The sequence below is a fragment of the Streptomyces sp. NPDC003011 genome (assembly GCF_053591515.1).
The window spans coordinates 16,558-43,164 of record NZ_JBSFTY010000041.1; the positions used below are offsets into that span (position 1 = coordinate 16,558).

General features: G+C 70.9%; 24 protein-coding genes. 11 read left to right on the top strand and 13 right to left on the bottom strand.

Features of this window, described 5'->3' with window-relative positions:
- Window positions 1-197 precede the first annotated feature (197 nt).
- Window positions 198-935, top strand: coding sequence for an SAM-dependent methyltransferase (locus ACWD0J_RS21730; protein WP_451497439.1), 738 nt, complete (start codon window positions 198-200; stop codon window positions 933-935).
- Between the two features lie 946 nt (window positions 936-1,881).
- Here the strand turns inward: ACWD0J_RS21730 and ACWD0J_RS21735 are convergent.
- Window positions 1,882-2,463: a DM13 domain-containing protein gene (locus tag ACWD0J_RS21735; protein WP_451497440.1), complete on the bottom strand. Its 582-nt coding sequence runs from the start codon at window positions 2,461-2,463 to the stop codon at window positions 1,882-1,884.
- Between the two features lie 400 nt (window positions 2,464-2,863).
- Between ACWD0J_RS21735 and ACWD0J_RS21740 the strand changes: the two genes are divergently transcribed.
- Window positions 2,864-4,087, top strand: coding sequence for a trypsin-like serine peptidase (locus ACWD0J_RS21740; protein ID WP_451497441.1), 1,224 nt, complete (start codon window positions 2,864-2,866; stop codon window positions 4,085-4,087).
- A gap of 92 nt (window positions 4,088-4,179) precedes the next feature.
- Here the strand turns inward: ACWD0J_RS21740 and hflX are convergent, their stop codons facing one another.
- The 6 genes from hflX to miaA all read right to left on the bottom strand — a co-directional run bounded on the left by hflX (window position 4,180) and on the right by miaA (window position 12,352).
- Window positions 4,180-5,673 (bottom strand): GTPase HflX, encoded by a 1,494-nt coding sequence (gene hflX, locus ACWD0J_RS21745; RefSeq protein ID WP_451497442.1) that lies wholly within the window; start codon window positions 5,671-5,673, stop codon window positions 4,180-4,182.
- 170 nt (window positions 5,674-5,843) lie between these two features.
- Window positions 5,844-7,346, bottom strand: coding sequence for a M1 family metallopeptidase (locus tag ACWD0J_RS21750; protein WP_451497443.1), 1,503 nt, complete (start codon window positions 7,344-7,346; stop codon window positions 5,844-5,846).
- Window positions 7,347-7,462: 116 nt separating this feature from the next.
- Entirely contained in the window at window positions 7,463-9,679 is a 2,217-nt protein-coding gene (locus tag ACWD0J_RS21755) for a RelA/SpoT family protein (protein WP_451497444.1), read from the bottom strand.
- Window positions 9,680-9,885: 206 nt separating this feature from the next.
- Window positions 9,886-10,755, bottom strand: coding sequence for a diaminopimelate epimerase (gene dapF, locus ACWD0J_RS21760; RefSeq protein ID WP_451497445.1), 870 nt, complete (start codon window positions 10,753-10,755; stop codon window positions 9,886-9,888).
- A 47-nt stretch (window positions 10,756-10,802) separates the two neighbouring features.
- Complete coding sequence (locus ACWD0J_RS21765) at window positions 10,803-11,306, bottom strand: hypothetical protein (RefSeq protein WP_451497484.1); 504 nt, start codon at window positions 11,304-11,306, stop codon at window positions 10,803-10,805.
- Between the two features lie 107 nt (window positions 11,307-11,413).
- A complete protein-coding gene (miaA, locus tag ACWD0J_RS21770; RefSeq protein WP_451497446.1) occupies window positions 11,414-12,352 on the bottom strand; it encodes a tRNA (adenosine(37)-N6)-dimethylallyltransferase MiaA in 939 nt (312 codons plus the stop codon).
- Between the two features lie 183 nt (window positions 12,353-12,535).
- Between miaA and ACWD0J_RS21775 the strand changes: the two genes are divergently transcribed.
- Window positions 12,536-12,814 carry a hypothetical protein gene (locus ACWD0J_RS21775; RefSeq protein WP_451497447.1) on the top strand — a complete coding sequence of 93 codons (279 nt, stop codon included), beginning with the start codon at window positions 12,536-12,538 and terminating at the stop codon, window positions 12,812-12,814.
- Window positions 12,815-12,837: 23 nt separating this feature from the next.
- The gene (locus ACWD0J_RS21780) at window positions 12,838-13,194 is read left to right on the top strand and encodes an antitoxin (protein ID WP_451497448.1); all 357 of its coding nucleotides are present in this window, start codon (window positions 12,838-12,840) and stop codon (window positions 13,192-13,194) included.
- Between the two features lie 137 nt (window positions 13,195-13,331).
- Here the strand turns inward: ACWD0J_RS21780 and ACWD0J_RS21785 are convergent, their stop codons facing one another.
- The 4 genes from ACWD0J_RS21785 to ACWD0J_RS21800 form a co-directional block, all read right to left on the bottom strand.
- Complete coding sequence (locus ACWD0J_RS21785; protein WP_451497449.1) at window positions 13,332-14,072, bottom strand: class III extradiol dioxygenase subunit B-like domain-containing protein; 741 nt, start codon at window positions 14,070-14,072, stop codon at window positions 13,332-13,334.
- Window positions 14,073-14,252: 180 nt separating this feature from the next.
- Window positions 14,253-15,770: a tRNA (N6-isopentenyl adenosine(37)-C2)-methylthiotransferase MiaB gene (gene miaB / locus ACWD0J_RS21790; RefSeq protein ID WP_451497450.1), complete on the bottom strand. Its 1,518-nt coding sequence runs from the start codon at window positions 15,768-15,770 to the stop codon at window positions 14,253-14,255.
- 54 nt (window positions 15,771-15,824) lie between these two features.
- Window positions 15,825-16,499 (bottom strand): response regulator, encoded by a 675-nt coding sequence (locus tag ACWD0J_RS21795; protein WP_451497451.1) that lies wholly within the window; start codon window positions 16,497-16,499, stop codon window positions 15,825-15,827.
- Window positions 16,499-17,449: a sensor histidine kinase gene (locus tag ACWD0J_RS21800; RefSeq protein WP_451497452.1), complete on the bottom strand. Its 951-nt coding sequence runs from the start codon at window positions 17,447-17,449 to the stop codon at window positions 16,499-16,501. The genes ACWD0J_RS21795 and ACWD0J_RS21800 overlap by 1 nt, the downstream gene beginning before the upstream one ends.
- A gap of 265 nt (window positions 17,450-17,714) precedes the next feature.
- Here ACWD0J_RS21800 and ACWD0J_RS21805 point away from each other — a divergent pair, with 265 nt between their 5' ends.
- From ACWD0J_RS21805 to ACWD0J_RS21815, 3 genes are all read left to right on the top strand, one after another.
- Window positions 17,715-18,200, top strand: a complete 486-nt coding sequence (locus tag ACWD0J_RS21805) for a cation:proton antiporter regulatory subunit (protein WP_451497453.1) — start codon at window positions 17,715-17,717, stop codon at window positions 18,198-18,200.
- A 3-nt stretch (window positions 18,201-18,203) separates the two neighbouring features.
- Window positions 18,204-19,451 carry a cation:proton antiporter gene (locus tag ACWD0J_RS21810; protein WP_451497454.1) on the top strand — a complete coding sequence of 416 codons (1,248 nt, stop codon included), beginning with the start codon at window positions 18,204-18,206 and terminating at the stop codon, window positions 19,449-19,451.
- Window positions 19,452-19,544: 93 nt separating this feature from the next.
- Window positions 19,545-20,540: a TAXI family TRAP transporter solute-binding subunit gene (locus ACWD0J_RS21815; protein WP_451497455.1), complete on the top strand. Its 996-nt coding sequence runs from the start codon at window positions 19,545-19,547 to the stop codon at window positions 20,538-20,540.
- A 144-nt stretch (window positions 20,541-20,684) separates the two neighbouring features.
- On the opposite strand, the gene ACWD0J_RS21820 is transcribed toward ACWD0J_RS21815, so the two are convergent.
- Both ACWD0J_RS21820 and ACWD0J_RS21825 read right to left on the bottom strand, forming a co-directional pair.
- Entirely contained in the window at window positions 20,685-22,076 is a 1,392-nt protein-coding gene (locus ACWD0J_RS21820) for an ATP-binding protein (protein ID WP_451497456.1), read from the bottom strand.
- Between the two features lie 9 nt (window positions 22,077-22,085).
- Window positions 22,086-22,772, bottom strand: a complete 687-nt coding sequence (locus tag ACWD0J_RS21825; RefSeq protein ID WP_451497457.1) for a response regulator transcription factor — start codon at window positions 22,770-22,772, stop codon at window positions 22,086-22,088.
- Between the two features lie 288 nt (window positions 22,773-23,060).
- On the opposite strand from ACWD0J_RS21825, the gene ACWD0J_RS21830 reads away from it, so the two are divergent.
- The 4 genes from ACWD0J_RS21830 (at window position 23,061) to ACWD0J_RS21845 (ending at window position 26,443) form a co-directional block, all read left to right on the top strand.
- A complete protein-coding gene (locus ACWD0J_RS21830; RefSeq protein ID WP_451497458.1) occupies window positions 23,061-23,837 on the top strand; it encodes an amino acid ABC transporter ATP-binding protein in 777 nt (258 codons plus the stop codon).
- A 79-nt stretch (window positions 23,838-23,916) separates the two neighbouring features.
- Window positions 23,917-24,759: a glutamate ABC transporter substrate-binding protein gene (locus ACWD0J_RS21835; RefSeq protein WP_451497459.1), complete on the top strand. Its 843-nt coding sequence runs from the start codon at window positions 23,917-23,919 to the stop codon at window positions 24,757-24,759.
- A gap of 95 nt (window positions 24,760-24,854) precedes the next feature.
- A complete protein-coding gene (locus tag ACWD0J_RS21840; RefSeq protein WP_451497460.1) occupies window positions 24,855-25,523 on the top strand; it encodes an amino acid ABC transporter permease in 669 nt (222 codons plus the stop codon).
- Window positions 25,520-26,443, top strand: a complete 924-nt coding sequence (locus tag ACWD0J_RS21845) for an amino acid ABC transporter permease (RefSeq protein WP_451497461.1) — start codon at window positions 25,520-25,522, stop codon at window positions 26,441-26,443. Before ACWD0J_RS21840 ends, ACWD0J_RS21845 begins: the two co-directional genes overlap by 4 nt.
- Window positions 26,444-26,607: the final 164 nt, after the last annotated feature.

Below are 26,607 nucleotides of genomic sequence, written 5' to 3' on the forward strand. Positions count from 1 at the left end.
CGACACCCGACGACACCTGAGACCCAGCACCCGAGCACCTGACACCTCCGGCCGAAGTCCCGTACGTCTCGGCCTCGCACGAGTGAAACCGATCCCGGCACGGCCCGGTCCCGGCACGCACCCGGCACGCACCCGGCACGGATCAAGCCGCCGCATATCACGTGCGGGCGGGTGACTCGGTGTGTCACGCTCCGCCGATGGACCGACAACTGATCTCCAGGCGTGCTCACGCGGACCATCCGATCGCGGCCCCGCTCGACGACGACTCCGTGCGCCGACTGCTGGACCACAGTCTCCCGCGCGGTGACGAGCGCGTACTCGACCTGGGCTGCGGGGGCGGGGAATGGCTGCTGCGTGCCCTGGCCACGCGTCCGCGGCTGCGGGCCGAGGGGGTCGACGTCTCCGAGGCATCGCTGGCACACGCGCGTCGGAGCGCGCAACAGCTCGGCGTTCAGGACCGCCTGGTCCTCCACCGTCAGGACGCCGCGCGCTTCGCCCCCTCCCCCGCCTTCGACCTGGTGCTCTGTGTGGGAGCCACGCACGCTTTCGGCGGCCTGCTCCCCACCCTGGCGGCGGCGCGCGAGCACCTGGCTCCTGGGGGGCGCGTTCTGGTCGGTGACGGATTCTGGGACCGTGCGCCCTCACCCGAGGCCATCGACATGCTCGGTGACTTCACCGACCTGCCGACCACGCTGGACCGGGTCGTCGAGGACGGATGGGCCCCCGTCCAGGGGCATGTCAGCACCCGGCAGGAGCTCGACGACTACGAGTGGGCCTGGACAGGAACGCTGACCTCCTGGGCCCTGGACCACCCCGACCACCCGGACAGCGCCCAGGCACTGGAGGCAGCCGCCCTCCATCGCGACCAGTGGCTGCGTGTGTACCGGGACCTGCTGGGGTTCGTCTGTCTGGTCCTGCGTCCGGCGAACGGCTGACCACCAGGAGCCCGCCGTCCCTGAGGACCGGCTGTGATGGGCTCCGTCGGCACGAGGGCGGGCTGTTCACCCGGGCGGGGTCTGGGCGACGCGCCACAGGGGCGGGCCAGACCGCCCTCCTCCAACGCGTGAACCTCCTTCAGCCTCCAGCCCTCGGCGAGCGCGTCGACCAGAGCGCGGGAGAAGCGCACGGCGGAACCGCCGTGCTCGTAGATGCCGTCTCCGTGTGCGGTGCCGGCGCCTTGGTGGGCGTCACCGGTGTGACGGACGGACGGTCCACACGAAGGTGCCGCCCGGACGCAGGACACACCGGATGTCGTCGGCCAGGGCGTGCATCTCCCGGGTGGAGAGGTCCAGGGCCAAGCACGGCAGCATGTGCGCGCGAAGACCCCGTCGACGGACCCGTGCGTGAGGGCAGCGGCTCGCGTACGTCGTGCACCACGGTGCTGATCCGTTCGGCGATGTCCCGCTCGTGCGTGGCGTGCCGGAGTTGCCGCGGGCCGGCGGGGCTGAAGTCGGTGGCCTGCGGCGTGCCGGAGTTGCCGCAGGCCGGCGGGGCTGAAGTCGGTGGCCTGGACGGTGAAGCCCGCGCGAGCGAAGTACGGGGCGTCTCGGCCGTGTCCGGCTTCGAGTTCGAGCACCTGCCCGGCCCCGGCCGTGCGGAAGACGCCGACCGCGTGGACGGCGGGGGCGGGAGAGCTGCTCGCCGTACAGACGGGGATGAGCGGCGTAGGCGCTCTGCCAGTGCGCGCCCCGCCACCCACCGGACCGGGCTGCCCGCCCCAGCAGCCGCTGTCCTCTCGTCCAGGCGCGCCCCTGCACGCGAAAGGCCGCCTTGTCCGACACCACCCAGCGCGCCCGCACCCCGGGCACCCCGCACTACCCCCACTGACCACACATCACATCCCCCCACTCACCACCCACCCGGGCCGACCGAGTACCGGCGTCAACCGCGAACAAGCTCGGCGGCGCCGAAGGACACGTCGAAACGGTCGCACCAGATACTGACGCTCGTGTAGCGGGCGGGGTCGATGCCGTCGGGCAGGGTGTAGTTCTGGCTGCCCTTGTTGCCCTTGAGTTTGCCGAGGCTGACGTACTCCCCGTCGTCGAAGACGTGCCACCCCGCCTCCCCCTCCTGCACCGGCGCGTCGGTCAGCCACACGCGCAGGTCCGGCCCGTTGCTGGTGTCGAGGTCCTCCAGCCGGACGATGTGCGAGCCGTCGGCCAGCCGGACGAGCTTCACCGTGCCCGATGTCGCGTGCTCATGGCTGATCAGCTCACCGCTCGCCAACGCCTGCGGCCCGGCAGCCGAGGAAGAAGGCGGCTCGGGGGGCGCTCCGGACGGCGTTCCGGAGACCGCCGCCGACGCCGAGGTCTCCACAACCCCCGGCAGAGCCTCCTCGACGGTCGAGTCCTGCCACAGCTTCCACGGCTGGAACCAGTACAGCCCCAAGCCCGCTCCGACGACCGCCACCACCAGCACCCCGACGACCAGCGGTCTGGTCAGTACTTTCCGCACGCGTTCCATCCCCGCTCCACTTCTTGTGTGCCTGATCTGCGCCCATTCAACGCGAGAGGCCGAGCGCCCGGTGACCCGCGGGACATGACGGAAGAGTCGTACGTCGTGCGCGCCGCCGTCGATGGCCGACAGAGGGGCACGGGTGCGCCGGCCACGACCGCCTGAGACACGGGAGGACCGAGAGAGCGCCGATTCCGCAGATCGCTGGATGATGCCAGGTCAGGCAGCTCGTAGCGAAACCGTTGCCGTTCGGTCGGAAGTCACCCACGGCGACGGCATATCGTGTGAGGCCGTTCCCGAAGTCCGTGAGACCGGTATGAACTCGGTGTCAGATTCATGAGAGATCGGCAGAGTTCAGCCCGTGGATCACGGCCCAGCACCACGTTCGCCCACCCAGGGGGAGTCAGACATGCGATCCATACGGCCGTCGTTCACCGCTCGTCGGGGGAGGAGCACGCGCCGCGGAACCTCCCCCGTCCTGGCCGCCGTCGCCCTCGCGTCGGCACTCGCGCTCACCGCCACCGGCTGCGGCTCCGGTGATGCCGAGGCGGGCGGCGAGGCCACCTCCTCGGCCGCGTCCACGGGCGACGGCAAGATCACGATCCCGGACAGCCTCAGGGACAAGCTCAAAGAGCACGGCATCGACATCGACAAGTGGAAGAACGGCGCCTGGAAGGACTGGGACCGGGACGACTGGCTGCGCGAGGCCGACGAATACATCAACCCGATCATCGAGGGGCTGTGGAACCCGGACCGGATGCGGGAGGCCGAGGACCCGGACAACGCCGTCGAGGACAGCGACCTCTCCGGTGAGCAGGGCGTGACCGATCCGGCGCCCGAGCCGGTGGACGCGACGGCGGTGTCGCCCGCGTACCACGACAACGTCCCCGAGGCGGGCAAGGTGTTCTTCGACTCGCCCGAAGGCACGATGGTCTGCTCGGCGACGGTCGTGAAGGACCCGGCCCACCCCGGGAAGTCCAACATGGTGTGGACGGCCGGCCACTGTGTGCACGCCGGCAAGAGCGGCGGCTGGTACCGCAACATCGCGTTCGTGCCCTCGTACAACGACGAGGCCAGGACGACCGCGGAACTGCGGGACGTCCCCCGGGAGGAGGTCGCTCCGTACGGCGTCTGGTGGGGCGACTGGGCGCAGACCTCGGACCAGTGGATCGAGCAGGGCGGCGCGACGGGCGGTGACGGCGCCGCGTACGACTTCGCGGTCATCCATGTGACCCCGGAGCAGGGCGGCAACGGCAAGTCTCTGGAGGAGACGGTCGGTTCGGCGCTTCCGGTGGACTTCAACGCTCCGGCGGCGACGCGGATCGACAGCATCACCGCGACCGGGTATCCGGCGGCGGCGCCGTTCGACGGCGAGACGATGTACCAGTGCCAGGACAAGCCGGGACGGCTGTCGATCGCCGCGCCGGACCCGACGATGTACCGGATCGGTTGCACCATGACGGGCGGTTCGTCCGGCGGCGGCTGGGTCGCCACGGGCTCGGCCGGCGAGCCGGCGCTGGTGTCCAACACCTCGATCGGCCCGGCGACCGCGGGCTGGCTGGCCGGCCCCCGCCTGGGCGAGGCGGCCAAGGACGTGTACGACTCGGTCAGCGAGAAGTTCGCGGGCCAGTGACTCGCCGGTAGGCAGACAGCACAGAAGGCCCGCCCCTGTGACAGGGACGGGCCTTCACACTCCCGACGAGCTTCGCCGAGCTCTACGACGGCTCAGGCGAGCGGAGCCGGGACGTACGGCGCGAGTTCCGCCGCCAGTTCCTCGTGCACCCGCGCCTTGAGCAGCGTGCCCTCCGGGGTGTGCTCCTCGGAGATCACCTCGCCCTCGTCGTGGGCTCGGGCGACCAGCTTGCCGTGCGTGTAGGGCACGAGCACCTCGATCTCGACCGACGGCCGCGGCAGTTCGTTGTCGATCAGCGCGAGCAGTTCGGCGATGCCCCGGCCGGTGCGGGCCGAGACGGCGATCGAGCGCTTCTCGATCCGCATCAGCCGCTGGAGCGTCAGCGGGTCGGCCGCGTCCGCCTTGTTGATCACGACGATCTCCGGTACGCCGGTGGCACCGACGTCCCTGATCACCTCGCGTACGGCGGCCAGCTGCTCCTCCGGGGCCGGGTGCGAGCCGTCCACCACGTGCAGGATCAGGTCGGACTCGCCGACCTCCTCCATGGTGGAGCGGAACGCCTCGACCAGGTGGTGCGGCAGGTGCCGGACAAAACCGACCGTGTCGGCCAGCGTGTACAGGCGGCCGCTCGGGGTCTCGGCCCGGCGCACGGTCGGGTCGAGGGTCGCGAACAGGGCGTTCTCGACCAGGACGCCCGCGCCCGTGAGGCGGTTGAGCAGCGAGGACTTTCCGGCGTTGGTGTAGCCCGCGATGGCGACGGACGGCACCTTGTGGCGCTTGCGTTCCTGGCGCTTGATCTCGCGGCCGGTCTTCATGTCCGCGATCTCCCGGCGCATCTTCGCCATCTTCTCGCGGATCCGGCGCCGGTCCGTCTCGATCTTGGTCTCACCGGGACCGCGGGTGGCGAGGCCGCCGCCCTTGCCGCCGCCCATCTGACGGGACAGCGACTGACCCCAGCCGCGCAGCCGCGGCAGCATGTACTGCATCTGCGCGAGCGCCACCTGCGCCTTGCCCTCTCGGGACTTGGCGTGCTGGGCGAAGATGTCGAGGATCAGGGCCGTACGGTCGATGACCTTGACCTTGACGACGTCTTCGAGGTGGATGAGCTGGCCCGGGCTGAGCTCACCGTCACAGATGACGGTGTCGGCGCCCGTTTCGAGCACGATGTCCCGCAGCTCCTCGGCCTTGCCGGAGCCGATGTAGGTGGCCGCGTCGGGCTTGTCGCGGCGCTGGATCACGCCGTCGAGCACGACCGCGCCCGCGGTCTCCGCGAGGGCGGCGAGCTCCGCGAGGGAGTTCTCCGAGTCCTGCACGGTCCCCGAGGTCCACACGCCGACGAGCACGACCCGCTCCAGTCGGAGCTGGCGGTACTCGACCTCGGTGACGTCCTCGAGTTCGGTGGAGAGGCCGGCGACGCGGCGCAGGGCCGCTCGCTCGGAGCGGTCGAACTGCTCCCCGTCCCGCTCTCCGTCGATCTCGTGGCTCCAGGCGACGTCCTCTTCCATCAGGGCATCGGCCCGAAGACCTTCGGGATAGGTGTGCGCGAAGCGCTCAGTGTCCTGGGAAGAAGATGAAGAGGAGGTCATTGGATCCTTACGTCGATGTGGGTTTCCGGTACGGCGGCGACAGAGCGGAAGCGGAGCTTCTGAGCTGTGGCGTCACCACTCACAACGCACGAGTACCCCGGGAGATTCCCGTGTCCCGTGCCGCGCCGACCTGACGATGGTCGCACGGCACGGCCCGTCTCGTCACTGTCTTATTTCGCACCCGCACGCTCGGGTGCCGCCGGTTTCCAGTCCGGGTGGCCCGGCATCGGCGGGGTCTTCTCGCCGTACAGCCAGCCCTCGAAGAACGCTCCGAGGTCGCGTCCGGACATCTCCGCGGCGAGCCGTACGAAATCCTCGGTCGACGCCGTGCCGTCCTGGTGGCGGCTGACCCAGACCTTCTCCAGACGCTCGAAGGCCGGCCGGCCGATCTCCTGGCGCAGGGCGTACAGGACGAGCGCGGCACCGTCGTAGACGTTCGGCCGGAAGATGCTGGTCTTCTGGCCGGGCTCGGGCACCTTGGGGGCCGCCGGAGGGCCGCCGGCCGCACGCCAGCGGTCCGAGGCCCCGTAGGCCGCCTTCATCCGGGCCGCCATCGGCCGGTCCGCCTTCTCCTCCGCGTACAGGGCCTCGTACCAGGTGGCGTGCCCCTCGTTCAGCCACAGGTCGGACCAGGTGTGCGGGCTGACGCTGTCCCCGAACCACTGGTGGGCCAGCTCGTGCACCATGATCGACTCGACGTACCACTTGGGATAGGCGGGCTCGGTGAACAGGCCCTTCTCGAAGAGGGAGAGCGTCTGCGTCTCCAGCTCGAAACCGGTGACGACATCGGCCATGAGCAGGCCGTACGTCTCGAAGGGGTACGGCCCGACCTTGCCCTCCATCCACGCGATCTGGTCCGGGGTCTTCTTCAGCCAGGGTTCCAGCACGGCCCGGTCCTTGGTGGGCACCACATCGCGTACGGGCAGTCCGTGCGGGCCGGTGCGGCGCAGCACGGTGGAGCGGCCGATGGAGACCTGGGCGAGTTCGGTGGCCATGGGGTGCTGGGTCCGGTAGGTCCAGGTCGTGGCCCGGCCCGCCCGCTCCACGCCGGTGGGCAGGCCGTTGGCCACGGCGGTGTAGCCCTTGGGCGCGGTGACCCTGATGGTGAACCTGGCCTTGTCGGAGGGGTGGTCGTTGCACGGGAACACCAGGTGCGCGGCGTCGGCCTGGTTGGCCATGGCGAGGCCGTCCGCGGTGCGCACCCAGCCGCCCTCCCGGTTCTTGGCGGGCATCGGGTCGCTGGTGTGCCGGACGGTGATCCGCATCCAGCTGCCCTCGGGCAGCGGCTCGTCGGGCGTGACCACCAGGTCCTCGCCGGCGCTCGTGAAAGCGGCGGACTCGCCGTCGACGTCGACGGACTCGACCGTGCCGTGCGCGAAGTCGAGGTTCACACGGTCCAGTGGGGTCGTCGTCCACGCGTCGATCGTGGTGGCCGCCTGGAGCGGCTTGCTGTTGGTGCCGGAATAGGTGAAGGAGAGGTCGTACGACGCCACGTCGTACCCCGGGTTGCCGAGGTGCGGGAAGAGGCGGTCGCCGACACCGAGCGGGGTGGCGGGGGCGCCGGCCGCGACAAGGCAGACGGAGACGGCGCAGGCGAGGAATGCCGTCGCCTTCAGACGTCGGGGTGTGGTGCGGCGGACCCGGGAGGCCGGGGTGCGGGGGGTGAACGGCATGCACCACCGCTACCAGCGCGTACGGACCCGGTGGCGACGGCGCGCGATCGACCCACCCGAACGGGTAGGCCGGCTGACTCAGTCCGCCGACGGCGCGCGCGGGCGAGCCGGGGGCCTCAGTCCGTCAGCGCCTGCGGCTGGGCCCGGCTGACGTCGTAGACACCGGGCACGTTGCGCATCGCCCGCATCAGGGCCGGCAGGTGGGCCGCGTCCGGCAGCTGGACGGTGTAGGTGTGGCGTACCCGCTGCCGGCTCGGGGGCTCGACGGTGGCCGAGACGATTTCCGCGCCCTCCAGGGCCATCGCCTCGGTGAGGTCCGCGAGCAGATGCGGGCGGCCGAACGATTCAGCGAACAGGGTCACCCGGCACTCGGTGGTGTCCCCCCAGCGCACGCCGACCTCCGCCCGCCCCGCGTCCTTCATACGCGCCACCGCAGCGCACTCCACGCGGTGGACGGTCACCGCTCCCCCCCGCACGGCGAAGCCGGCCACCTCGTCGGGCGGCACGGGCGTACAGCAGCCGGCGAGCCGTACGCTCGCGCCGGGCTGGTCGACGACGGCGGTCGCGGCGGCGGGGCCGTCGGTGGCGGGACGGTCGGCGACGGGACGGTTGGCGGACCGGAAGGCGGGACCGTCGCCGAGGGGCCGGGCCAGGGCATCCGCGCCCGGGCGGGCCGGGTCCTGGGCCGCGTCCTCCTCGCCCGTCGCGGGCGCGGGGTGCGTCGCGATCCACCGCTGGATGGCGATCCGCGCGGCGGGCGTGTGGGCGTGCTCCAGCCACTCCCTGGAGGGCTCGGAGGCCGGGTCCTGGCCCATGAGGAGCTGGACGGTGTCGCCGTCCTTCAGGACGGTGCTCAGGGTCGCCAGGCGGCCGTTGACGCGGGCGCCGAAGCACGCGTGCGCGTCCTCGCCGTACTGGGCGTACGCGGCGTCCACACAGGTCGCGCCCTCGGGCAGGCCGAGCGTGCCGCCGTCAGGGCGGAAGACGGTGATCTCGCGGTCCTGGGCGAGGTCCTCACGGAGGGTGGACCAGAAGGTGTCGGGGTCGGACGCGGCCTCCTGCCAGTCGAGGAGGCGGGAGAGCCAGCCGGGCCGGGTCGGGTCGACGCGCTCGCCGTCGCCGGCGTTCTGCTCCTCCGCCGGGGAAGCGTAGGGATTGCCGAGCGCGATCACGCCGGCCTCGGCGACCTTGTGCATCTGGTGGGTGCGGATGAGCACCTCGACGACCTGGCCGTCCTCGCGGGCCACCGCGGTGTGCAGCGACTGGTACAGGTTGAACTTCGGTACGGCGATGAAGTCCTTGAACTCCGAGACCACGGGCGTCAGGCAGGTGTGCAGTTCGCCCAGGACGCCGTAGCAGTCGGCGTCCTCGTGCACGAGGACCAGCAGGCGGCCGAAGTCGGAGCCGCGCAGGTGGCCGCGTTTGCGGGCCACCCGGTGCACGGAGACGAAGTGCCGCGGCCGGATGAGGACCTCGGCCTGGATGTCGGCGTCCCGCAGGACCGCGCGCACGTCGTCGGCCGTCTCGGCGAGCGGGTCGTCCGCCCGGGAGACGTTGCCGACGATCAGCTCCCGGGTGTGCTGGTACTCCTCGGGGTGCAGGATCGCGAAGACCAGATCCTCCAGCTCGGTCTTGAGCGCCTGGACGCCGAGCCGTTCGGCGAGCGGGATGAGGACGTCCCGGGTGACCTTGGCGATGCGGGCCTGTTTCTCGGGGCGCATCACTCCGAGGGTGCGCATGTTGTGCAGCCGGTCGGCGAGCTTGATCGACATCACCCGGACGTCGTTGCCGGTGGCGACGAGCATCTTGCGGAAGGTCTCGGGCTCGGCGGCGGCGCCGTAGTCGACCTTCTCCAGCTTCGTCACGCCGTCGACCAGGAAGCGGACCTCCTCGCCGAACTGCTCGCGGACCTGAGCAAGCGTCACCTCCGTGTCCTCGACGGTGTCGTGGAGCAGAGAGGCCGTCAGGGTCGTTGTCTCGGCGCCGAGTTCGGCGAGGATGAGTGTCACCGCGAGCGGATGTGTGATGTACGGCTCACCGCTCTTGCGCATCTGGCCGCGGTGCGAGGACTCGGCCAGGACGTAGGCGCGGCGCAGCGGTTCGAGGTCGGCGTCCGGGAAGTGGGCCCGGTGGGCCTCGGCCACATGGCCGATGGCGTCGGGCAGCCGGTCACGGGCGGCGGGACCGAGCAGCGCGGCCCGGCCGAGGCGGCGCAGGTCGATCCGGGCGCGGGCCTTCCTGCGGGGCGCTGCGGGCAGCACCGGGCTCGAGGCGGCCGGACCCGATGTCACCACCGGGCCCGGGGTCGCAGGGTTCGTGGCCTCTGCACTCATGGGCACCTCCGGCTGTGGACCGGCGGACGGGTGCCCCAGGGCTGACACAGCTCAGGGGAAGGCATCGGTCCCCCGTCCGGGCCGGTGCTTGATGCTACCGAGCCCATCACGGCCGACCGACCGCCTCTCGTCGAGCGTGAAACGGATCACCCATTCGAGCGAAGGTCGGTAGGTTTACGATTGCGTATCCCGTGATCGGCAATCGGTCACCGCCCCACGCTTTCCAGCCACTCGGCGTCGATCTCGCCCTCGGCGACGATCACGGCGGGGCCGGTCATCTCGATGTGGCCGTCGGGCCGCTCGGTGATCACGAGGGTGCCGCCGGGCACGTCCACGGTGTAGGTGGCCGGAGTCCCGGTGACCGCCGGGTCGGCGCCGTCCCTGCGGGCGGTGGCCACGGCGACGGCGCACGCGCCCGTGCCGCACGAGCGGGTCTCGCCGGCGCCGCGCTCGTGCACGCGCAGGGCGACGTGCCGGGGGCCACGGTCGACCACGAACTCGACGTTGACGCCGTCCGGGTAGGCGGCGGCCGGGCTGAACGGCGGCGGGGAGTCAAGGTCTCCCGCGTGCGCGAGGTCGTCCACGAAGGCGACGGCGTGCGGGTTGCCCATGTTCACGTTCCGCGCGAGCCAGCTGCGCTCGCCGACACTCACCGTGACATCCCCTTCGGGGAGCCGCGCTCTGCCCATGCCGACCGTGATGTCGCCGTCCTTGGCGATGTGCGCGCTCTTCACGCCCCCGCGCGTGGCGATCGCGAGGTCGCCCTCACCGGCGTGTCCGGCGCGCTGGAGGTAGCGCGCGAACACGCGCACGCCGTTGCCGCACATCTCCGCGATCGAGCCGTCGCCGTTGCGGTAGTCCATGAACCACTCCGCCTCGGCCGCCATGTGCTTCGCCTCGGGGTGCGCGGCGGACCGCACGACGTGCAGCAGGCCGTCACCGCCGATGCCCGCGCGGCGGTCGCACAGGGCGGCGACGGCGGCCGGGGGCAGGTCGAGGGCGTTCTCGGGGTCCGGGACGATCACGAAGTCGTTCTCCGTGCCGTGCCCCTTGAGGAAGGCGATCCGCGTGCTCATTCCTCGATCGTACGGCGTGGGTACGACACCCGATACGCGCGTGGAGATCAGCGCAGCCGGGCCACGCGCCACACCGCCAGCACGACCACCGCGGCGACCAGCACGACGTAGGCGATCACCACGCGCCAGTCCGTCCGGCGCCCGGAACCGCGCTGCGGCAGCCCAGGCCACGTGTAACCGACGCGACGGGCGGCCATCATGCCCCAGCCGGCCGCGCAGGAGCAGATCAGCAGGCCGAGCATGGCGATCACGGCCCCGCTGTCACCGAAGTCGAAGGCGAGGGGGAAGGCGAACATCAGGGATCCGACCGCGGCGAGGCCCACGATGGGCGCCAGCTGCCAGATGCGCAGCCGACGCTGCGGACGGAGTTCGACCTCGACCTCGGGGCCGCCCGGGAACATCTCCTCCGGCTCGGGACCGTCGGCGGTCACCCCGTCCGGCGTCTCGTCGGGCCCGTCGGAGCTCAGACGGTCGTCGTCCTGCTGAGGTTCGCCGCTCTTCGCGGTGAGATGTTCGGTGCCTTGTGCGGTGTCGCGAGGGCCGGCCTCCATCACCACGCGCCCTCCCAACTTGGACTCCACTGGTCGATCGAAGCTCGATGATGGCACGCCCCCGGAGGCCGCGATGACGGCCGGAGCGTCCCGATGCCAGGACGTGATCAGGCTGTAACCGGTCGTTCGACCAACGTCAGCGCGAGCCGCGGAAGTTCTGTGAGATCCGCCGCAGCCCCACTCAACCAGTGCACCCGTGGATCGCGCCTGAACCAGGAATCCTGCCGGCGCGCGAAGCGCTTGGTGGCACGAATCGTCTCGGCCCGCGCGTCCTCCATCGCGCACTCCCCGCGGAGCGCCGCGAGCACCTGCTGGTAGCCGAGTGCGCGCGACGCCGTACGCCCCTCGCGCAACCCCTGCGCCTCCAACGCGCGCACTTCCTCCACGAGTCCGGCCTCCCACATCCGGTCGACCCGGCGGGCGATGCGCTCGTCGAGCTCGGGACGGGCCACGTCGACACCGATCTGGACGGTCTCGTAGACGGAGTCGTGGCCGGGGAGGTTGGCGGTGAAGGGCCTGCCGGTGATCTCGATCACCTCCAGGGCCCGGACGATACGGCGGCCGTTGCTCGGCAGGATCGCGTGCGCGGCCTCGGGGTCGGCCGCGGCCAGCCGGGCGTGCAGCGCGCCGGAGCCGCGCAGGGTGAGTTCGTCCTCCAGCCGGGACCTGACCTCGGGGTCGGTGCCGGGGAACTCCAGGTTGTCTACGGCGCCCCGGACGTACAGGCCGGAGCCGCCCACCAGGATCGGCCAGCGGCCCTCGGCGAGCAGCGCGTCGATGCGCTGGCGTGCGAGCCGTTGGTACTCGGCGACGGACGCGGTGACCGTCACGTCCCAGATGTCCAGGAGGTGGTGCGGGACGCCGTCGCGCTCCTCGGGCGTCAGCTTGGCGGTGCCGATGTCCATCCCTCGGTAGAGCTGCATGGAGTCGGCGTTGACGACCTCGCCACCGAGCCGCTGGGCCAGGAAAACGCCCAGATCGGACTTTCCGGCCGCGGTCGGTCCGACGACGGCGATGACGCGGGGGGCGGGGGGTGCGCTGCTCACCGCCCCAGTCTCGCAAACCTCCACCCGTGGCCTCGAACGAGTTACGTGACGGTACGGACCCGAGGTCGTTCCCAGTTGCGAGGTTCTCCGCCGCCCGAGCACAGAGGCGGCGGACCGGGCGGCGCAATCGGACGCACCGGACGACGCGGGATTTCGCCCGCACGAGTAACGTATGGAGTGGATATGGGCGTTTTCGCACGACTTCTCCGGAGGTCGAAGACCACGGAGGAGGCGGCTCCCGCCGAGGCGCAGGCCGACGCGACGGCGGCCGAGCCCGCGGTTCAGGAGTCGGCGGAGGCGAAGGGGGCCGCCGAGGCCCAGGCGGCTGTCACGGCCGAGGGCCCGGGGGAGGAGACGGCGGCTGCCGCCGGTGACACCGGCGGCGAAGGTGTCGACATCCCGAAGCAGCAGTCCGCCGAGGAGGTTGCCGACAGCGAGGCCGGGGAAGGCGCTCGCACGTAATCACCCGCGAGGGAAGGTGGACCATGGGTCTCCTGGACAATTTGAAGGCCAGGCTCAGCCCGGCCAAGGACAAGGTCTCCGGTCTCGCACTGCAGCACGGTGACAAGATCCAGCACGGTCTCGACAAGGCCGCGAAGGTGGTCGACGAGAAGACCAAGGGCAAGTACAGCGACAAGATCGAGACCGGCACGGGCAAGGCCAAGGGCGCCATGGACCGTCTTGCGCACAAGGACGGCACGGAACCGGGTGGCACCGGTGCCGGTACCGGAACCGGAACCGGCACCGGCCCGACCGGCGACAGCGGCACGCCGCCGGCCTCACCCCCGCCCGGTCCGCCGCCGCCGGCCTCACCACCGCCCGCCTCGCCGCCGGTCTCCTGACCGGCGACCGCACATCGACGGACGGCCGCGGAGCACCACGCTCCCGGCCGTCCGCCGTGTCCGGACACCGGCCGGCCGCTCCCCGGGCCGCCGGCCACTCCCCGGTCGCCGCTCGGGGACACGGTCGCCGCTCGGGGTCACGACCAGGTCGCGACCAGGTACCCCACGCCGTACGGCGCGTCCTCGTACAGCAACGCCCCGCTGAGACCCGTTCCTTCGGCCGCGCCCGCCAGGACCTGCCAGGGGGCCCGCCCGGCGGCCTGCAGTTCGTACGCCAGGCCGGCGTCCAGCGCCTTCAAGGCGGCCACGTCCGCCGCGCCCAGGGCCCGCGCGACCTCTGCGTCGAAGGGCGCCGCCCGCTCGTCGAGGTAGCCGGGGGACTTGAGCGTGCGGCAGGCGCTGGCGTCACCCATCACCAGCAGCGCCACCCGCTCGGCCGCCGCGGCGATCTCCCTTCCGGCCTCGATACACCGCTCGGGCGCGAGAGGTTCCCCCACGCCGAGTCCCTCGACCGGGGCAGCGGCCCAGCCGGCCCGCTCCAGCAGCCACGCGGCCACCGCGAGGGAGGTCGGAAGCGAGCGCTGGTCGGCCGTGTCCCCGCGTGTGTCCGGGTCCGTGGTGCCCTTGCCCGCGCCCAGGCGTACGCCCAGGTCCACGCCGAATCCGCGGAACGAGCCCCGGGTGCCCTGCGGGTGGGGTCCGCGCCCGCTCTCGTCGGCGGGTCCGACGACCACGAGCCGGTCGGGGCGGGCGGCGGCGAGGACACCGAGCGCGTCCGTGCACGCGGCCCGCACGGCGTCCAGCTCGGGTGCCGCGCCCGCGGCGAGGTCGGGCACGAGCAACGGCGGGCAGGGGCAGACGGCGGCGGCGACAAGCATGATCGGCAGGGTAACCCTGCGGGGCGGCGGCACGTCAGCCGACGGTCGGGGGACCCGCCGGCCGCGCACCGCTCACCTCGCCGTGCGCATACTGCGGGGCGGGCGGCCAGAGCCGGCAGATCGCAGACCTCGGTCCCCGGACCGGCTGTCCCCGGACCGGCCAGTGACCGCCCGCCGGCGTCAGTGGTCGCCGCAGCCGCCGGCCGTGGCGACCGGCAGCGGGGCGGGCACGCCGATCTTCGGCAGGCCGAGCAGAACGCCCGTCGGCTTGGCGGCCGCCGCCGCGTTGCGCTTCTCCCAGGCGTCCCCCGCGCGCGTGCGGCGCACGTCGAGGGCGGTGCCCTCCGCGAGGAGGTGGTGCGGGGCGGCGTAGGTGATCTCGACCGTGACGACGTCGCCGGGACGCACTTCCTGTGCGGGCTTGGTGAAGTGGACCAGGCGGTTGTCCGGGGCACGGCCGGAGAGGCGGTGGGTGGCGCCGTCCTTGCGGCCCTCGCCCTCGGCGACCATGAGTGCGAGCGTGCGGCCGACCTGCTTCTTGTTCTCCTCCCAGGAGATCTCCTCCTGGAGGGCCACGAGACGCTCGTAGCGCGCCTGGACGACCTCCTTGGGGATCTGGTTCTCCATGGTGGCGGCCGGGGTGCCGGGACGCTTGGAGTACTGGAAGGTGAACGCCTGCGCGAACCGGGCCTCGCGCACCACGTGCAGGGTCTGCTCGAAGTCCTCCTCGGTCTCGCCGGGGAAGCCCACGATGATGTCGGTGGTGATCGCCGCGTGCGGGATGGCGGCGCGCACCTTCTCGATGATCCCGAGGTAGCGCTCCTGGCGGTACGAGCGGCGCATCGCCTTCAGGACCGTGTCCGAGCCGGACTGCAGGGGCATGTGCAGCTGCGGCATGACGTTCGGGGTCTCCGCCATCGCCGCGATCACGTCGTCCGTGAAATCGCGCGGGTGCGGCGACGTGAAGCGGACGCGCTCCAGGCCGTCGATGCTGCCGCAGGCCCGCAGCAGCTTGCTGAAGGCCTCACGGTCGCCCATGTCGGAGCCGTACGCGTTGACGTTCTGGCCGAGCAGCGTGATCTCGCTGACGCCCTCGGCGACCAGGGCCTCGACCTCGGCGAGGATCTCGCCGGGACGACGGTCCTTCTCCTTGCCGCGCAGGGCCGGGACGATGCAGAAGGTGCAGGTGTTGTTGCAGCCGACGGAGATCGACACCCAGGCGGCGTACGCGCTCTCCCGCCGCGTCGGCAGGGTGGAGGGGAACGCCTCCAGGGACTCCGCGATCTCGACCTGCGCCTCTTCCTGGACGCGGGCGCGCTCCAGCAGGACGGGCAGCTTGCCGATGTTGTGCGTGCCGAAGACGACGTCCACCCAGGGCGCCTTCTTCACGATGGTGTCGCGGTCCTTCTGCGCGAGACAGCCGCCGACCGCGATCTGCATCCCGGGGCGCTTGGTCTTCATGGGAGCGAGCCGGCCGAGGTTGCCGTAGAGCCGGTTGTCGGCGTTCTCGCGCACCGCGCAGGTGTTGAACACCACCACGTCGGCGTCGCCGTCCGACCCGTCGGGTGCCCGCACGTACCCGGCTTCTTCGAGCAGGCCGGACAATCGCTCGGAATCGTGGACGTTCATCTGGCACCCGTAGGTGCGCACCTCGTATGTCTTCACGTCCACTGCCTGGCTCCGGTCGCTGCTGCTCATGCGACAAGGGTAGGCGGTGCCGGAGGAGCTCCCGTCCCCCTGTGGACAACCGGCTCACGGATCGATCAGACCGGCCCGGATCGCGTAGCGGGTCAGCTCCAGGCGGTCGCGCATGCCGAGTTTCTGGAGGAGGTTCGCGCGGTGGCGTTCGACCGTCTTGGCGCTGATGAAGAGGAGTTCGGCGATCTCCCTGGAGGTGTGGCCCTCGGCGACCAGCTTGAGGATCTCCTCCTCGCGTTCGGTGATGGCCCGCTCGGGCAGGCCGTCGCCCCGGTGCAGACGCTCCAGGTAGGAACGGACGAGGGCCCGTTCCGCACCCGGGTAGATGAACGGTTCGTCACGGACCGCCGCCCGGCACGCCTCGACCAGGTCGCGGTCGGCGACCGACTTCAGGACGTATCCGCTGGCGCCCGCCTTCAGCGCCTCGAAGAAGTACTGCTCGTTGTCGTACATCGTCAGTACGAGGATGTGCAGACCGGGCAGTCGGCGGGAGAGTTCGCGGGCCGCCTGGAGCCCGGTCATGCGGGGCATGGCGATGTCGAGGACGGCGAGATCGACGGCACGCGCGCGTGCCAGGTCGACCGCCTCGGCCCCGTCGCCGGCCTCGGCCACGACGGTGAGGTCCGGCTCCCCCTCCAGGATGAGGCGCACGCCTCGGCGTACGAGGGTGTGGTCGTCGGCGAGCAGCACGCGGATGGGGGTCGCAGCCGTGGGCGGCCGGAGGGTCATCAGCGTCCGCTCCCGGGTGCGGCGGGGACGCACAGCCTCAGGTCGGTGCCGCCGCCGGGGGCCGGTTCGAGGGACAGGGCCGCTCCTACGAGGAGCGCGCGTTCGCGCATGCCGCTGATGCCGGAGCCCTCCGGTGCCCCGCCGAGGCCCCGGCCGTTGTCGCGTACGAGGAGTTCGACACCGTCCGTGACCGGCCGCAGCCGGACCTCCGCGCGGTCGGCGGCGGCGTGCCGCGCGGTGTTGGTCAGGCCCTCCTGGGCCACCCGGTACAGCACAAGTTCGGACTCCTCCGTCAGGTGGGGCAGATCGCCGCAGACGTGGTGGCGGACCGTCAGGCCGTGCGTGGTGAACTCGGCCGCGAGGGAGCGCAGCGCGCTGGTCAGACCCAGTTCGTCCAGCACGCCGGGGCGCAGTCGGCGTGCGATACGGCGGATCTCGTCGAGGCCCGCGCGGGTGGCCTCCTGCGCCTGGCCGACCTCGTCGCGCAGTTCCTCGGGCGCCTGGTCGCCGACGCGCTTGAGCTGGAGGAGGACGGCGGTCAGGGTCTGGCCGACCTCGTCGTGGAGTTCGCGCGCGACGCGCTGCCGTTCGCGCTCCTGGGCGGACAGCGCGCGGGCCGCACCGGCGCCCCGCTCGGCCTCCAGACGGTCGAGCATGGTGTTGTACGTCGTGATCAGCTCGGCCGTCTCGGCGGGACCGGCGACGGGGGCGCGGGCACCGGGGCGCCGCAGATCGGCGAGGGCCATGGCGCTGCCCAGCCGCTGGAGCGGGGCGAAGCCGACGCGCAGCACGAGAGCGTTGGCGGCCAGCAGGGCGGCGAGGCCGCCGACGACGGCCATCGCCTCGCCCGGCAGGACGGGGGTCGACACGGTGACCGGGCCCAGGAGCAGCGCGGCGGCCGCCACCAGGCCGACGGCGTTGAGCGAGAAGATCCGCCAGAACAGCGACATGGTCCTGGTTCCCCTCTTCCCGTCTCTTCCCTCTCCGGTGTCCCTCTGTCCGCCCTCCGCCTTCCCCGCGCGCGAAGTGGCTGCGGCCAGCCTCCGCGCCGTCCGCCGGCCGCGTATATCCGTGACAACACCCATGTCGCCACCGTACGGGTGGGTGACAGCATGCAAACCGGGCATCCGTGATCACCGAGGACCACGAGCCGACCGCGCACCGACAAGCAAGAGCACCGACGAACAAGAGCACCGACGAGCGAGGGAAAGAAACGTGTCTGCTCCACGTCTGAAGGCGACACCGCTGCCGGGCATCGGGGTCCAGTACGACCTGGTGACCCGGGAACAACGCCATCTGTCCGTGGTGGCGCACCGCGACGGCGCTCGCACGGTGAGCGTGTACCGCGCCGACGACCCCGACTCCTGCGCGCAGTCCCTGCGGCTGACCGGTGCCGAGGCGGGCGCGCTGACCGACGCGCTGAAGCCGTCCCACCACAGCGCGAGCCTGCTCTACACCACGGCCCTGGGCCTGGTCGCCGAGCGGATCGAGGTCGCCGCGACCTCGCACTGGAACGGGCGGGTCCTGGGCGACACGCGGCTGCGGACGGAGACGGGCGCGTCGGTGGTGGCGGTGCTGCGGCGGACCGAGGCGATCCCGTCACCGGCGCCGGACTTCCGGCTCGCGGGCGGTGACACGCTCATCGTGATCGGCACCCGCGAGGGCGTCGACGCCGCCGCGGCGATACTCGGGCGGGAGTGACCGGTGCACTCAGCGGTCCTGCTGATCGAGTTCGGTTCCATCATCCTCGGCCTCGGCCTGCTCGGCCGGTTCGCCGCCCGCTTCCGTCTCTCCCCCATCCCGCTGTACCTGCTGGCCGGTCTGGCCTTCGGCGAGGGCGGTCTGCTGCCGCTCGGGGCGAGCGAGGAGTTCATCGCGACGGGCGCCGAGATCGGCGTGATCCTGCTGCTGCTGATGCTCGGCCTGGAGTACACGGCCGGTGAGCTGGTCACCAACCTCAAGGCCCACTATCCGGCCGGGCTCGTCGACGGCGCGCTCAACGCCGTCCCGGGCGCGGCGGCGGCGCTGCTGCTCGGCTGGGGGCCGGTGGCCGCGGTCGTCCTGGCCGGCGTCACCTGGATCTCGTCGTCCGGGGTCATCGCGAAGGTGCTCGGCGACCTGGGCCGCGTCGGCAACCGGGAGACCCCGGTGATCCTCAGCGTCCTCGTCCTGGAGGACCTGGCGATGGCGGTCTATCTGCCGATCGTCACCGCGCTGGTGGCCGGAGCGGGGCTGCTGGCCGGCAGCATCACCCTGGCGATCGCACTGGGCGCGGCGAGCCTGGTCCTGTTCGTGGCGGTGCGCTACGGCCGCCTCATCTCGCGCTTCGTCTCCAGCGACGACCCGGAGAAGCTGCTCCTGGTCGTGCTGGGACTGACGATCCTGGTCGCGGGCGTCGCCCAGCAGCTCCAGGTGTCGGCCGCGGTGGGCGCGTTCCTGGTGGGCATCGCGCTGTCCGGCGAGGTCGCGGAGGGCGCGCACACGCTGCTCAGTCCCCTGCGTGATCTGTTCGCCGCCGTCTTCTTCGTCTTCTTCGGGCTGCACACCGACCCGGCCAGCATCCCGCCCGTCCTGCTGCCCGCGCTCGCGCTGGCGCTCGTCACCGCCGCGACGAAGATCGCCACCGGATACTGGGCGGCCCGCCGGGCCGGGATCTCCGTCAAGGGCCGCTGGCGGGCGGGCGGCGCGCTGGTGGCGCGCGGCGAGTTCTCGATCGTCATCGCCGGGCTGGCGGTGAGTGCGGGCATCGAGCCCTCCCTGGGCCCGCTGGCCACGGCGTACGTCCTCATCCTGGTCGTCCTCGGCCCGCTCACCGCCCGCTTCACGGAGCCGCTGGCCTCCCTCTGGTCCCACCGCTTCGGCGACCGCCGGGACCTGCGCACGGGGGCGTCCGCGGCGGAGGCGGAGGCGGGGACGGGCGCGGGGGCCGGGGCGTCGGCGGTACGCGACTGAGCGGCCGACGGCCTGCCCCGCGCCCGCGCCGTCGGCTTCGTCTCCTTCCCCCGCCCTGGTCAGCACCACGTTCCGGCTGGCAGGATCGCGCGCATGTCCAAGGTGTTCCCCCGTATCGGCAGGCGCCGGGCCCTGCAAGGCGCGGCCGCCGGGTTCGTGGTGTCCGGGCTGCTGCTGTGGTGGCTGCTGCCCCTGGGCGAGGAACCGCCGCGCGGGACGATCACGTTCAGCACGGGGACCCCCTCAGGGGTCTACCAGAAGTACGGCGGGCTTCTGCAGGACGAGCTGGCCAAGGACATGCCCGGCTTGAAGGTGGAGCTGCTGGACAGCGACGGCTCGCAGGAGAACGTCCAGCGGGTGGCGACCGGCGAGGCGGACTTCACCATCGCCGCGGCCGACGCCGTGGAGACGTACACGGTCCACCACGCGGCTCAGGCCGGCCGGCTGCGCGGCGTCGCCCGCCTGTACGACGACTACGCGCAGCTCGCTGTCCCGCCGGACTCGGACATCCGCTCCGTCGCCGATCTGAAGGGCAAGCGGGTCGCCATAGGGCGGCCGAACTCGGGTGTGCGGCTGATCGCCGAGCGGGTGCTCCGAGCGGAGGGCATCGACCCGAAGAAGGACATCGTCGCCTCTGCGGAGGGCATCGACATAGGGCCCAAGCGCCTGGGCCATCAGATCGACGCGTTCTTCTGGTCGGGAGGGCTGCCGACGGACGGCCTGACCGGCCTCGCCAAGACGTCCGGCTTCCGGTTGGTGCCGATCGGTGCCGATCTCGTCGCCAAGCTGCACAAGGAGGTCGACGCCACCCGCTACTACCGCGCCACGAACATGCCGGCGTCGGTCTATCCCCAGGTCCAGAACGGGTCCTCGGTGCCGACGCTGGCGGTGTCCAACCTGCTGGTGACCCGCGCGGACATGGACCCCAGGCTCACTGAGTGGGTGACCCGGATCGTCATCCGCAGCCGTGACCGCATCGGCAAGGACGTCCACTCCGCCCAGCTCGTCGACGTGCGCACGGCGATCTACACCAACCCGCTGGCCCTGCACGAGGGCGCCCGGCGCTACTACCGCTCCGTGAAGCCGTAGCCAGCCGTACGCAGGTGACGTCAGGGCGTCCTGGACGGTGACGTAGGAATCCCTACGCATCCGCTGTACGCACGGTCACGTGCGAGCCGGGCCCGCTCTGATGCACCTACGGCAGCAGCGCAGGGGGCCATGTCGTACCGCACCTCACGCGACCGGCCCCGATCGCGGCACCGTCACCGTGACCGTCAGGCCGTGCGGTTCGTGGTGGCCGTAGGAGATCGAGCCGCCGCCCGCCGCGAGCAGGGTGCGGGAGATGGACAGGCCGAGACCGGAGCCCTTGATGTTCTGGTGGCGGCCGCTGCGCCAGAAGCGGTCGCCGACCCGGCTGAGTTCCTCGTCGGTCAGGCCCGGGCCGTTGTCGCTGACCACGATGGTGCAGTGGTCGCCGTCGGCGGCGACCGTGACCTCGACGGTCTCGTCCTTCGGCGTGAACTTCACCGCGTTGTCGATCACCGCGTCCAGCGCGCTGGAGAGGGTGACCGGGTCGGCCCAGGCGGTGGTGGGCGGGCAGTTCCCCACCAGCCGGACGCCCTTGGCGTCGGCGGTCGGTGTCCAGGCCGCGACTCGCTCGTCGGTCAGCGTGCCGATGTCGGTGATCCGCAGGTCCGCCTCGGTGTGCTCGGCCAGGGCCAGGTCGAGCAGATCGTCGAGGACCTGTGCCAGACGTTTGCCCTCGGCCTGGACCGAGGCGATCTCCTGGTTGCCCTCCGGGAGTTCGAAGGCGAGCAGTTCGATGCGCAGCAGCAGCGCCGCGAGCGGGTTGCGCAGCTGGTGCGAGGCGTCGGCGACGAAGGCGCGCTGCTGCTCCAGGACGTCCTCGACGTTGTCCGCCATCTCGTTGAACGCCCGGGCCAGGCGTCTCAGTTCCGGCGGTCCGCCGGCGGCCGCGACCCGGGATTTCAGGGCCCCGCTGGCGATCGCGTGGGTGGTGGCGTCCAGGACGCGTACGGGGCGCAGGACCCAGCCCGTCAGACGCAGTGCGGCACCGACCGCCAGCAGCATCGCGGCGATCTCGCCCGCGCCGATGACCAGCCAGCCGTGCAGGGTCCGCGAGCGCATCTGTCCGGTGGGCGAGTCGAGGACGACGACCGCCACGACATCACCGTCCCGGATCACCGGCGAGGCCACGACCAGGCGATTGCGCTCCCAGGGCCAGACCTGCTCGGGGTCGGGGCTGCGCCGGCTGAGCAGCGCCTCCTCGAACGCGTCGCGCAGCTCCCCCGAACGGGGCACGGCCCAGTTCTTCGGCGCCTGCGCCATCGGGCTGCTGTCGTAGTAGAAGACACCCGCCCGGATGTCGTAGACCTTGTGGTAACTGGCGAGTTGGCTGTTCAGAGCGTTCTGGCGCTCGTTCGCCGCGCCGCGCGTGTCCGTGACGGACTGGGCGAGGGCCGCGAAGTACGCCGTGTCGTCGATCCGGTCGACGACCACCTTCTGCTGCTGGGCGGCGGCCACGCTCACGGCCAGCGGGATGCCGAGCGCCAGCAGCACGGCCGCCATCAGGACGATGAGCAGCGGCAGGAGACGTGTGCGCACCCGGGCCCGCTAGGCGCCCGGAGCGACGAGCCGGTAGCCCACGCCGCGTACGGTCTCGATCAGCGCCGGCATGCGCAGCTTGGCGCGCAGGGACGCGACGTGCACCTCGAGCGTGCGCCCGGTCCCCTCCCAGCTGGTACGCCACACCTCGCTGATGATCTGCTCCCGGCGGAAGACCACCCCCGGACGCTGGGCGAGCAGCGCGAGAAGGTCGAACTCCTTGCGGGTCAGCTGGACCACCGAACCGCCCACACTGACCTGGCGGGTGGGCAGTTCGATGCGCACCGGACCGAGGCGCAGCGCGCTGTCCCCGCCGCCCGGGGCGTCCTCCTGGACGGTGCGGCGACTGACGGCGTGGATACGGGCGAGCAGCTCACCGGTGTCGTACGGCTTGACCACGTAGTCGTCGGCCCCGAGGTTGAGGCCGTGGATGCGGGAGCGGACGTCGGCGCGGGCGGTGACCATGATCACCGGGGTGCTGGTGCGCTTGCGGATCTTCCCGCACACCTCGTAGCCGTCCTGGTCGGGCAGACCCAGGTCGAGCAGGACGACCCCGAAACCGGCTCCCTCCGGGACCAGTGCCTGGAGAGCCTCCTCGCCGCTGCGGGCGTGCGTGACGTCGAAACCGTGCCGTGCCAGGACCGCGGACAGGGCGGCGGCGACATGGTTGTCGTCCTCGACGAGGAGAAGTCTCATCCGGGCCCCCTTCGGTTCATCGGACGTACCATCTGGATATGTACATAACGCGTGCACGCGCGCGGGTGCACCCTGGCAGTCACGCTGATGGATGAGGACGGCGTCAAGAGGGTTCCGGTTGCGCGCGGCTTCCGTTACCCGGCCGATACGGACGCAGGTCACAAGTGCTACGACACGTGTCCGATTGCTATCGGATCGTGATGCTCAGATTCCCCTCAGATGTAATGACGCTGGTCGTGAGTGGTTACTACTGTCCTCCGAAACCGAGGAGGACGGAGCCTTAAAGCGATGACCGAAGTATCGGTGGCCAAGGAAGACATGGCCGCGACCGGAGATCTGGTCGTCCTGAAGAGCGTCAACAAGCACTTCGGCGCGTTGCACGTGCTCCAGGACATCGATCTCACGATCGCTCGCGGTGAGGTCGTCGTGGTCATCGGCCCCTCCGGGTCCGGGAAGTCCACCCTGTGCCGCACCATCAACCGCCTGGAGACGATCGACTCCGGCGCGATCACCATCGACGGCAAGCCCCTGCCCCAGGAGGGGAAGGCGCTGGCCAGGCTGCGCGCAGACGTCGGAATGGTGTTCCAGTCCTTCAACCTGTTCGCGCACAAGACCGTGCTCGAGAACGTCATGCTGGGCCAGATCAAGGTCCGCAGGATGGACAAGAAGCAGGCCGAGGAGAAGGCCCGCGCCCTGCTCGACCGGGTGGGCGTGGCCACACAGGCCGACAAGTACCCCGCACAGCTCTCCGGCGGCCAGCAGCAGCGCGTCGCCATCGCGCGCGCCCTGGCCATGGATCCCAAGGTCATGCTCTTCGACGAGCCCACGTCGGCGCTCGACCCGGAGATGATCAACGAGGTCCTGGAGGTCATGCAGCAGCTCGCCCGTGACGGCATGACCATGATCGTCGTCACCCACGAGATGGGCTTCGCCCGTTCGGCCGCCAACCGGGTGGTCTTCATGGCAGACGGCCGGATCGTCGAAGAGGCTGTGCCGGACCAGTTCTTCAGCAACCCGCGCAGCGACCGCGCGAAGGACTTCCTGTCCAAGATCCTGCATCACTGACGGCCGCCTCGCGCGCCTGACGAACTGCGTCACCCGCCTTGACGGCTCGCATCTCTTCACCACGCAAAGGATGTTCACCATGAAGCTCCGCAAGGTCACCGCCGCCTCGGCCGCCGTCCTCGCGCTCGCCCTGTCCGCCACCGCCTGTGGCGGCGGTGACAAGGACACCGACTCCGGCTCCACCGGCGGCGGCGACAAGATCAAGATCGGCATCAAGTACGACCAGCCGGGTCTCGGCCTGAAGGAGCCCGACGGTTCCTTCTCCGGTTTCGACGTGGACGTGGCGACCTACGTGGCCAAGGAGCTCGGCTACGAGCCCGATCAGATCGAGTGGGTCGAGACCAAGAGCGCCGACCGTGAGAACGCCCTCGCCCGCGGCGACGTGAAGTTCATCGCGGCCACCTACTCGATCAACGACGAGCGCAAGCAGAAGGTCGACTTCGCCGGCCCGTACCTGCTCGCCCACCAGGACCTGCTGGTCAAGGCCGACTCGGACATCACCAAGGCCACGGACCTCAACGACAAGAAGCTCTGCTCCGTGACCGGCTCGACCTCGGCGCAGAACGTCAAGAACGACTTCGCCCCGGACGCCCAGCTGTCTCAGCGCGGCGGCTACTCGGAGTGCATCGCCGCCCTGCAGAGCGGTGCCGTGGACGCGCTGACCACCGACGACTCGATCCTCGCGGGCTTCGCCGCGCAGGAGCAGTACAAGGGCCAGTTCAAGCTCGCCGGCCTCAAGCTGAGCAACGAGAACTACGGCATCGGTGTCAAGAAGGGCGACACCGCGACCGTGAACAAGATCAACGACGCGCTGGAGAAGATGGTCAGCGACAAGTCCTGGGACAAGGCGGTCCAGGACAACTTCGGTCCGGCCAACTACAAGAACGAGCCCGCGCCCAAGATCGGCAACATCGTCAAGTAGCGCAGTGACCAGCCGGCGCGCCGCCGCCCACGCGATCAGGGCGGCGGCGCGCCGCGCCCTCCACATACGCCACACACCCGGAAGCGCGGGAGATCGTGTTCGACTTTCTTGAAGGTTACGACGTCCTAGGGGCGTTCTGGATGACGGTGAAGCTCACCGTCCTCTCCGCCCTCGGCTCCCTCGTCTGGGGCACCCTGCTGGCCGCGATGCGGGTCAGCCCGGTCCCGCTGATGCGCGGGTTCGGCACCGCTTATGTGAACTTCGTCCGGAACATCCCCCTGACGGTGATCATCGTCTTCACCTCGCTCGGGCTCGCCGACATCTTCGGCATGACGATGGGCGCGTCCGACGACTTCGACACCCAGGGCTTCCGGCTGGCCGTGCTCGGGCTCGCCGCCTACACCGCCGCGTTCGTCTGCGAGGCGATCCGCTCCGGCATCAACACCGTGCCGGTCGGTCAGGCCGAGGCGGCCCGCGCCATCGGGCTGAGCTTCCGGCAGGTGTTGAGCCTGATCGTCCTGCCGCAGGCCTTGCGCTCGGTCATCGGCCCCCTGGCCAACGTGTTGATCGCACTGACCAAGAACACCACGGTGGCGGCCGCGATCGGCGTCGCGGAGGCTGCCCTCCTGATGAAGGAAATGATCGAGAACGAGGCACAGACGCTGGCCATCGGCGCGGTCTTCGCCCTCGGGTTCGTGGTACTGACCCTGCCCACCGGCCTCATCCTCGGCTGGCTGAGCAAGCGACTGGCGGTGAAGCGATGACCTCCATTCTGTATGACACTCCCGGCCCTCGCGCCAAACGGCGCAACGTGGTCTTCTCCGTGGTCTTCTTCGTCCTGCTCGCCCTGTTCCTGTGGTGGATCTGGCAGACCATGGACGAGAAGGGCCAGCTGAGGTGGGCCCTGTGGAAGCCGTTCACCGAGTCCCAGGCCTGGACGACCTATCTGCTCCCGGGCCTGGCCAACACGCTGAAGGCCGCGGCACTGGCCATGGTGATCGCCCTTCCGCTGGGCGCGTTCTTCGGCATCTCGCGCCTCTCCGACCACCGGTGGGTCCGGGGTCCGGCCGGCGTGGTGGTCGAGTTCTTCCGGGCGATCCCGGTCCTGCTGCTGATGCTGTTCGCCAACGAGTTCTACGACCGCTACACGAACGTCACCAGCGAACAGCGTCCGCTCTACGCCGTCATCACCGGCCTGGTGCTCTACAACGCGTCCGTCCTCGCCGAGATCGTGCGGGCCGGCATCCTGTCCCTGCCCAAGGGCCAGTCGGAGGCCGCGATGGCGGTCGGCCTGCGCAAGGGCCAGACGATGACCAACGTCCTGCTGCCGCAGGCCGTCACCGCGATGCTGCCGGCCATCGTCAGCCAGCTCGTGGTCATCGTGAAGGACACCGCGCTGGGCGGCGTGATGATCGGCTTCACCGAGCTGCTCAACACGCGCGGCACACTCGCCGCCAACTACGCCAACGTCGTGCAGAGCTTCGTCGTGGTGGCGGTCCTCTACATCCTGCTCAACTTCATCCTCACCTCCTTCGCGAGCTGGCTGGAGGGGAGGCTGCGGCGCAGCAAGAAGAGCACGGGCGCGGTCCTCGGTGAGGACACGGTGGAGATGAACCCCGCGGCGGTGCGCGGCGCTTTCGGAACCGGTGAGAACACCGGCGGCGGTGGCGGGGGCGCGTTCTGACAGGCAGTCCGGTGGTGTGAACGGCACGGAGGGCAGTGGCATGATCGCCACTGCCCTCCGTCACTTGACGCAAGCTTCGGCAATGGGTTGCATACGTTCTGTGATCGTGCACCCTGCTCCAACGTCCTGTTCACCCACGTCCCCAAGGACACCGCTGCGGGCAG

Excerpts from the sequence above, each read along its gene's own strand:
- ACWD0J_RS21730 (WP_451497439.1), top strand. The coding sequence starts at position 198 with ATGGACCGACAACTGATCTCCAGGCGTGCTCACGCGGACCATCCGATC.
- ACWD0J_RS21735 (WP_451497440.1), bottom strand. The coding sequence starts at position 2,463 with ATGGAACGCGTGCGGAAAGTACTGACCAGACCGCTGGTCGTCGGGGTG.
- ACWD0J_RS21740 (WP_451497441.1), top strand. The coding sequence starts at position 2,864 with ATGCGATCCATACGGCCGTCGTTCACCGCTCGTCGGGGGAGGAGCACG.
- hflX (WP_451497442.1), bottom strand. The coding sequence starts at position 5,673 with ATGACCTCCTCTTCATCTTCTTCCCAGGACACTGAGCGCTTCGCGCAC.
- ACWD0J_RS21750 (WP_451497443.1), bottom strand. The coding sequence starts at position 7,346 with ATGCCGTTCACCCCCCGCACCCCGGCCTCCCGGGTCCGCCGCACCACA.
- ACWD0J_RS21755 (WP_451497444.1), bottom strand. The coding sequence starts at position 9,679 with ATGAGTGCAGAGGCCACGAACCCTGCGACCCCGGGCCCGGTGGTGACA.
- dapF (WP_451497445.1), bottom strand. The coding sequence starts at position 10,755 with ATGAGCACGCGGATCGCCTTCCTCAAGGGGCACGGCACGGAGAACGAC.
- ACWD0J_RS21765 (WP_451497484.1), bottom strand. The coding sequence starts at position 11,306 with ATGGAGGCCGGCCCTCGCGACACCGCACAAGGCACCGAACATCTCACC.
- ACWD0J_RS21775 (WP_451497447.1), top strand. The coding sequence starts at position 12,536 with ATGGGCGTTTTCGCACGACTTCTCCGGAGGTCGAAGACCACGGAGGAG.
- ACWD0J_RS21780 (WP_451497448.1), top strand. The coding sequence starts at position 12,838 with ATGGGTCTCCTGGACAATTTGAAGGCCAGGCTCAGCCCGGCCAAGGAC.
- ACWD0J_RS21785 (WP_451497449.1), bottom strand. The coding sequence starts at position 14,072 with ATGCTTGTCGCCGCCGCCGTCTGCCCCTGCCCGCCGTTGCTCGTGCCC.
- miaB (WP_451497450.1), bottom strand. The coding sequence starts at position 15,770 with ATGAGCAGCAGCGACCGGAGCCAGGCAGTGGACGTGAAGACATACGAG.
- ACWD0J_RS21795 (WP_451497451.1), bottom strand. The coding sequence starts at position 16,499 with ATGACCCTCCGGCCGCCCACGGCTGCGACCCCCATCCGCGTGCTGCTC.
- ACWD0J_RS21800 (WP_451497452.1), bottom strand. The coding sequence starts at position 17,449 with ATGTCGCTGTTCTGGCGGATCTTCTCGCTCAACGCCGTCGGCCTGGTG.
- ACWD0J_RS21815 (WP_451497455.1), top strand. The coding sequence starts at position 19,545 with ATGTCCAAGGTGTTCCCCCGTATCGGCAGGCGCCGGGCCCTGCAAGGC.
- ACWD0J_RS21825 (WP_451497457.1), bottom strand. The coding sequence starts at position 22,772 with ATGAGACTTCTCCTCGTCGAGGACGACAACCATGTCGCCGCCGCCCTG.
- ACWD0J_RS21830 (WP_451497458.1), top strand. The coding sequence starts at position 23,061 with ATGACCGAAGTATCGGTGGCCAAGGAAGACATGGCCGCGACCGGAGAT.
- ACWD0J_RS21835 (WP_451497459.1), top strand. The coding sequence starts at position 23,917 with ATGAAGCTCCGCAAGGTCACCGCCGCCTCGGCCGCCGTCCTCGCGCTC.
- ACWD0J_RS21845 (WP_451497461.1), top strand. The coding sequence starts at position 25,520 with ATGACCTCCATTCTGTATGACACTCCCGGCCCTCGCGCCAAACGGCGC.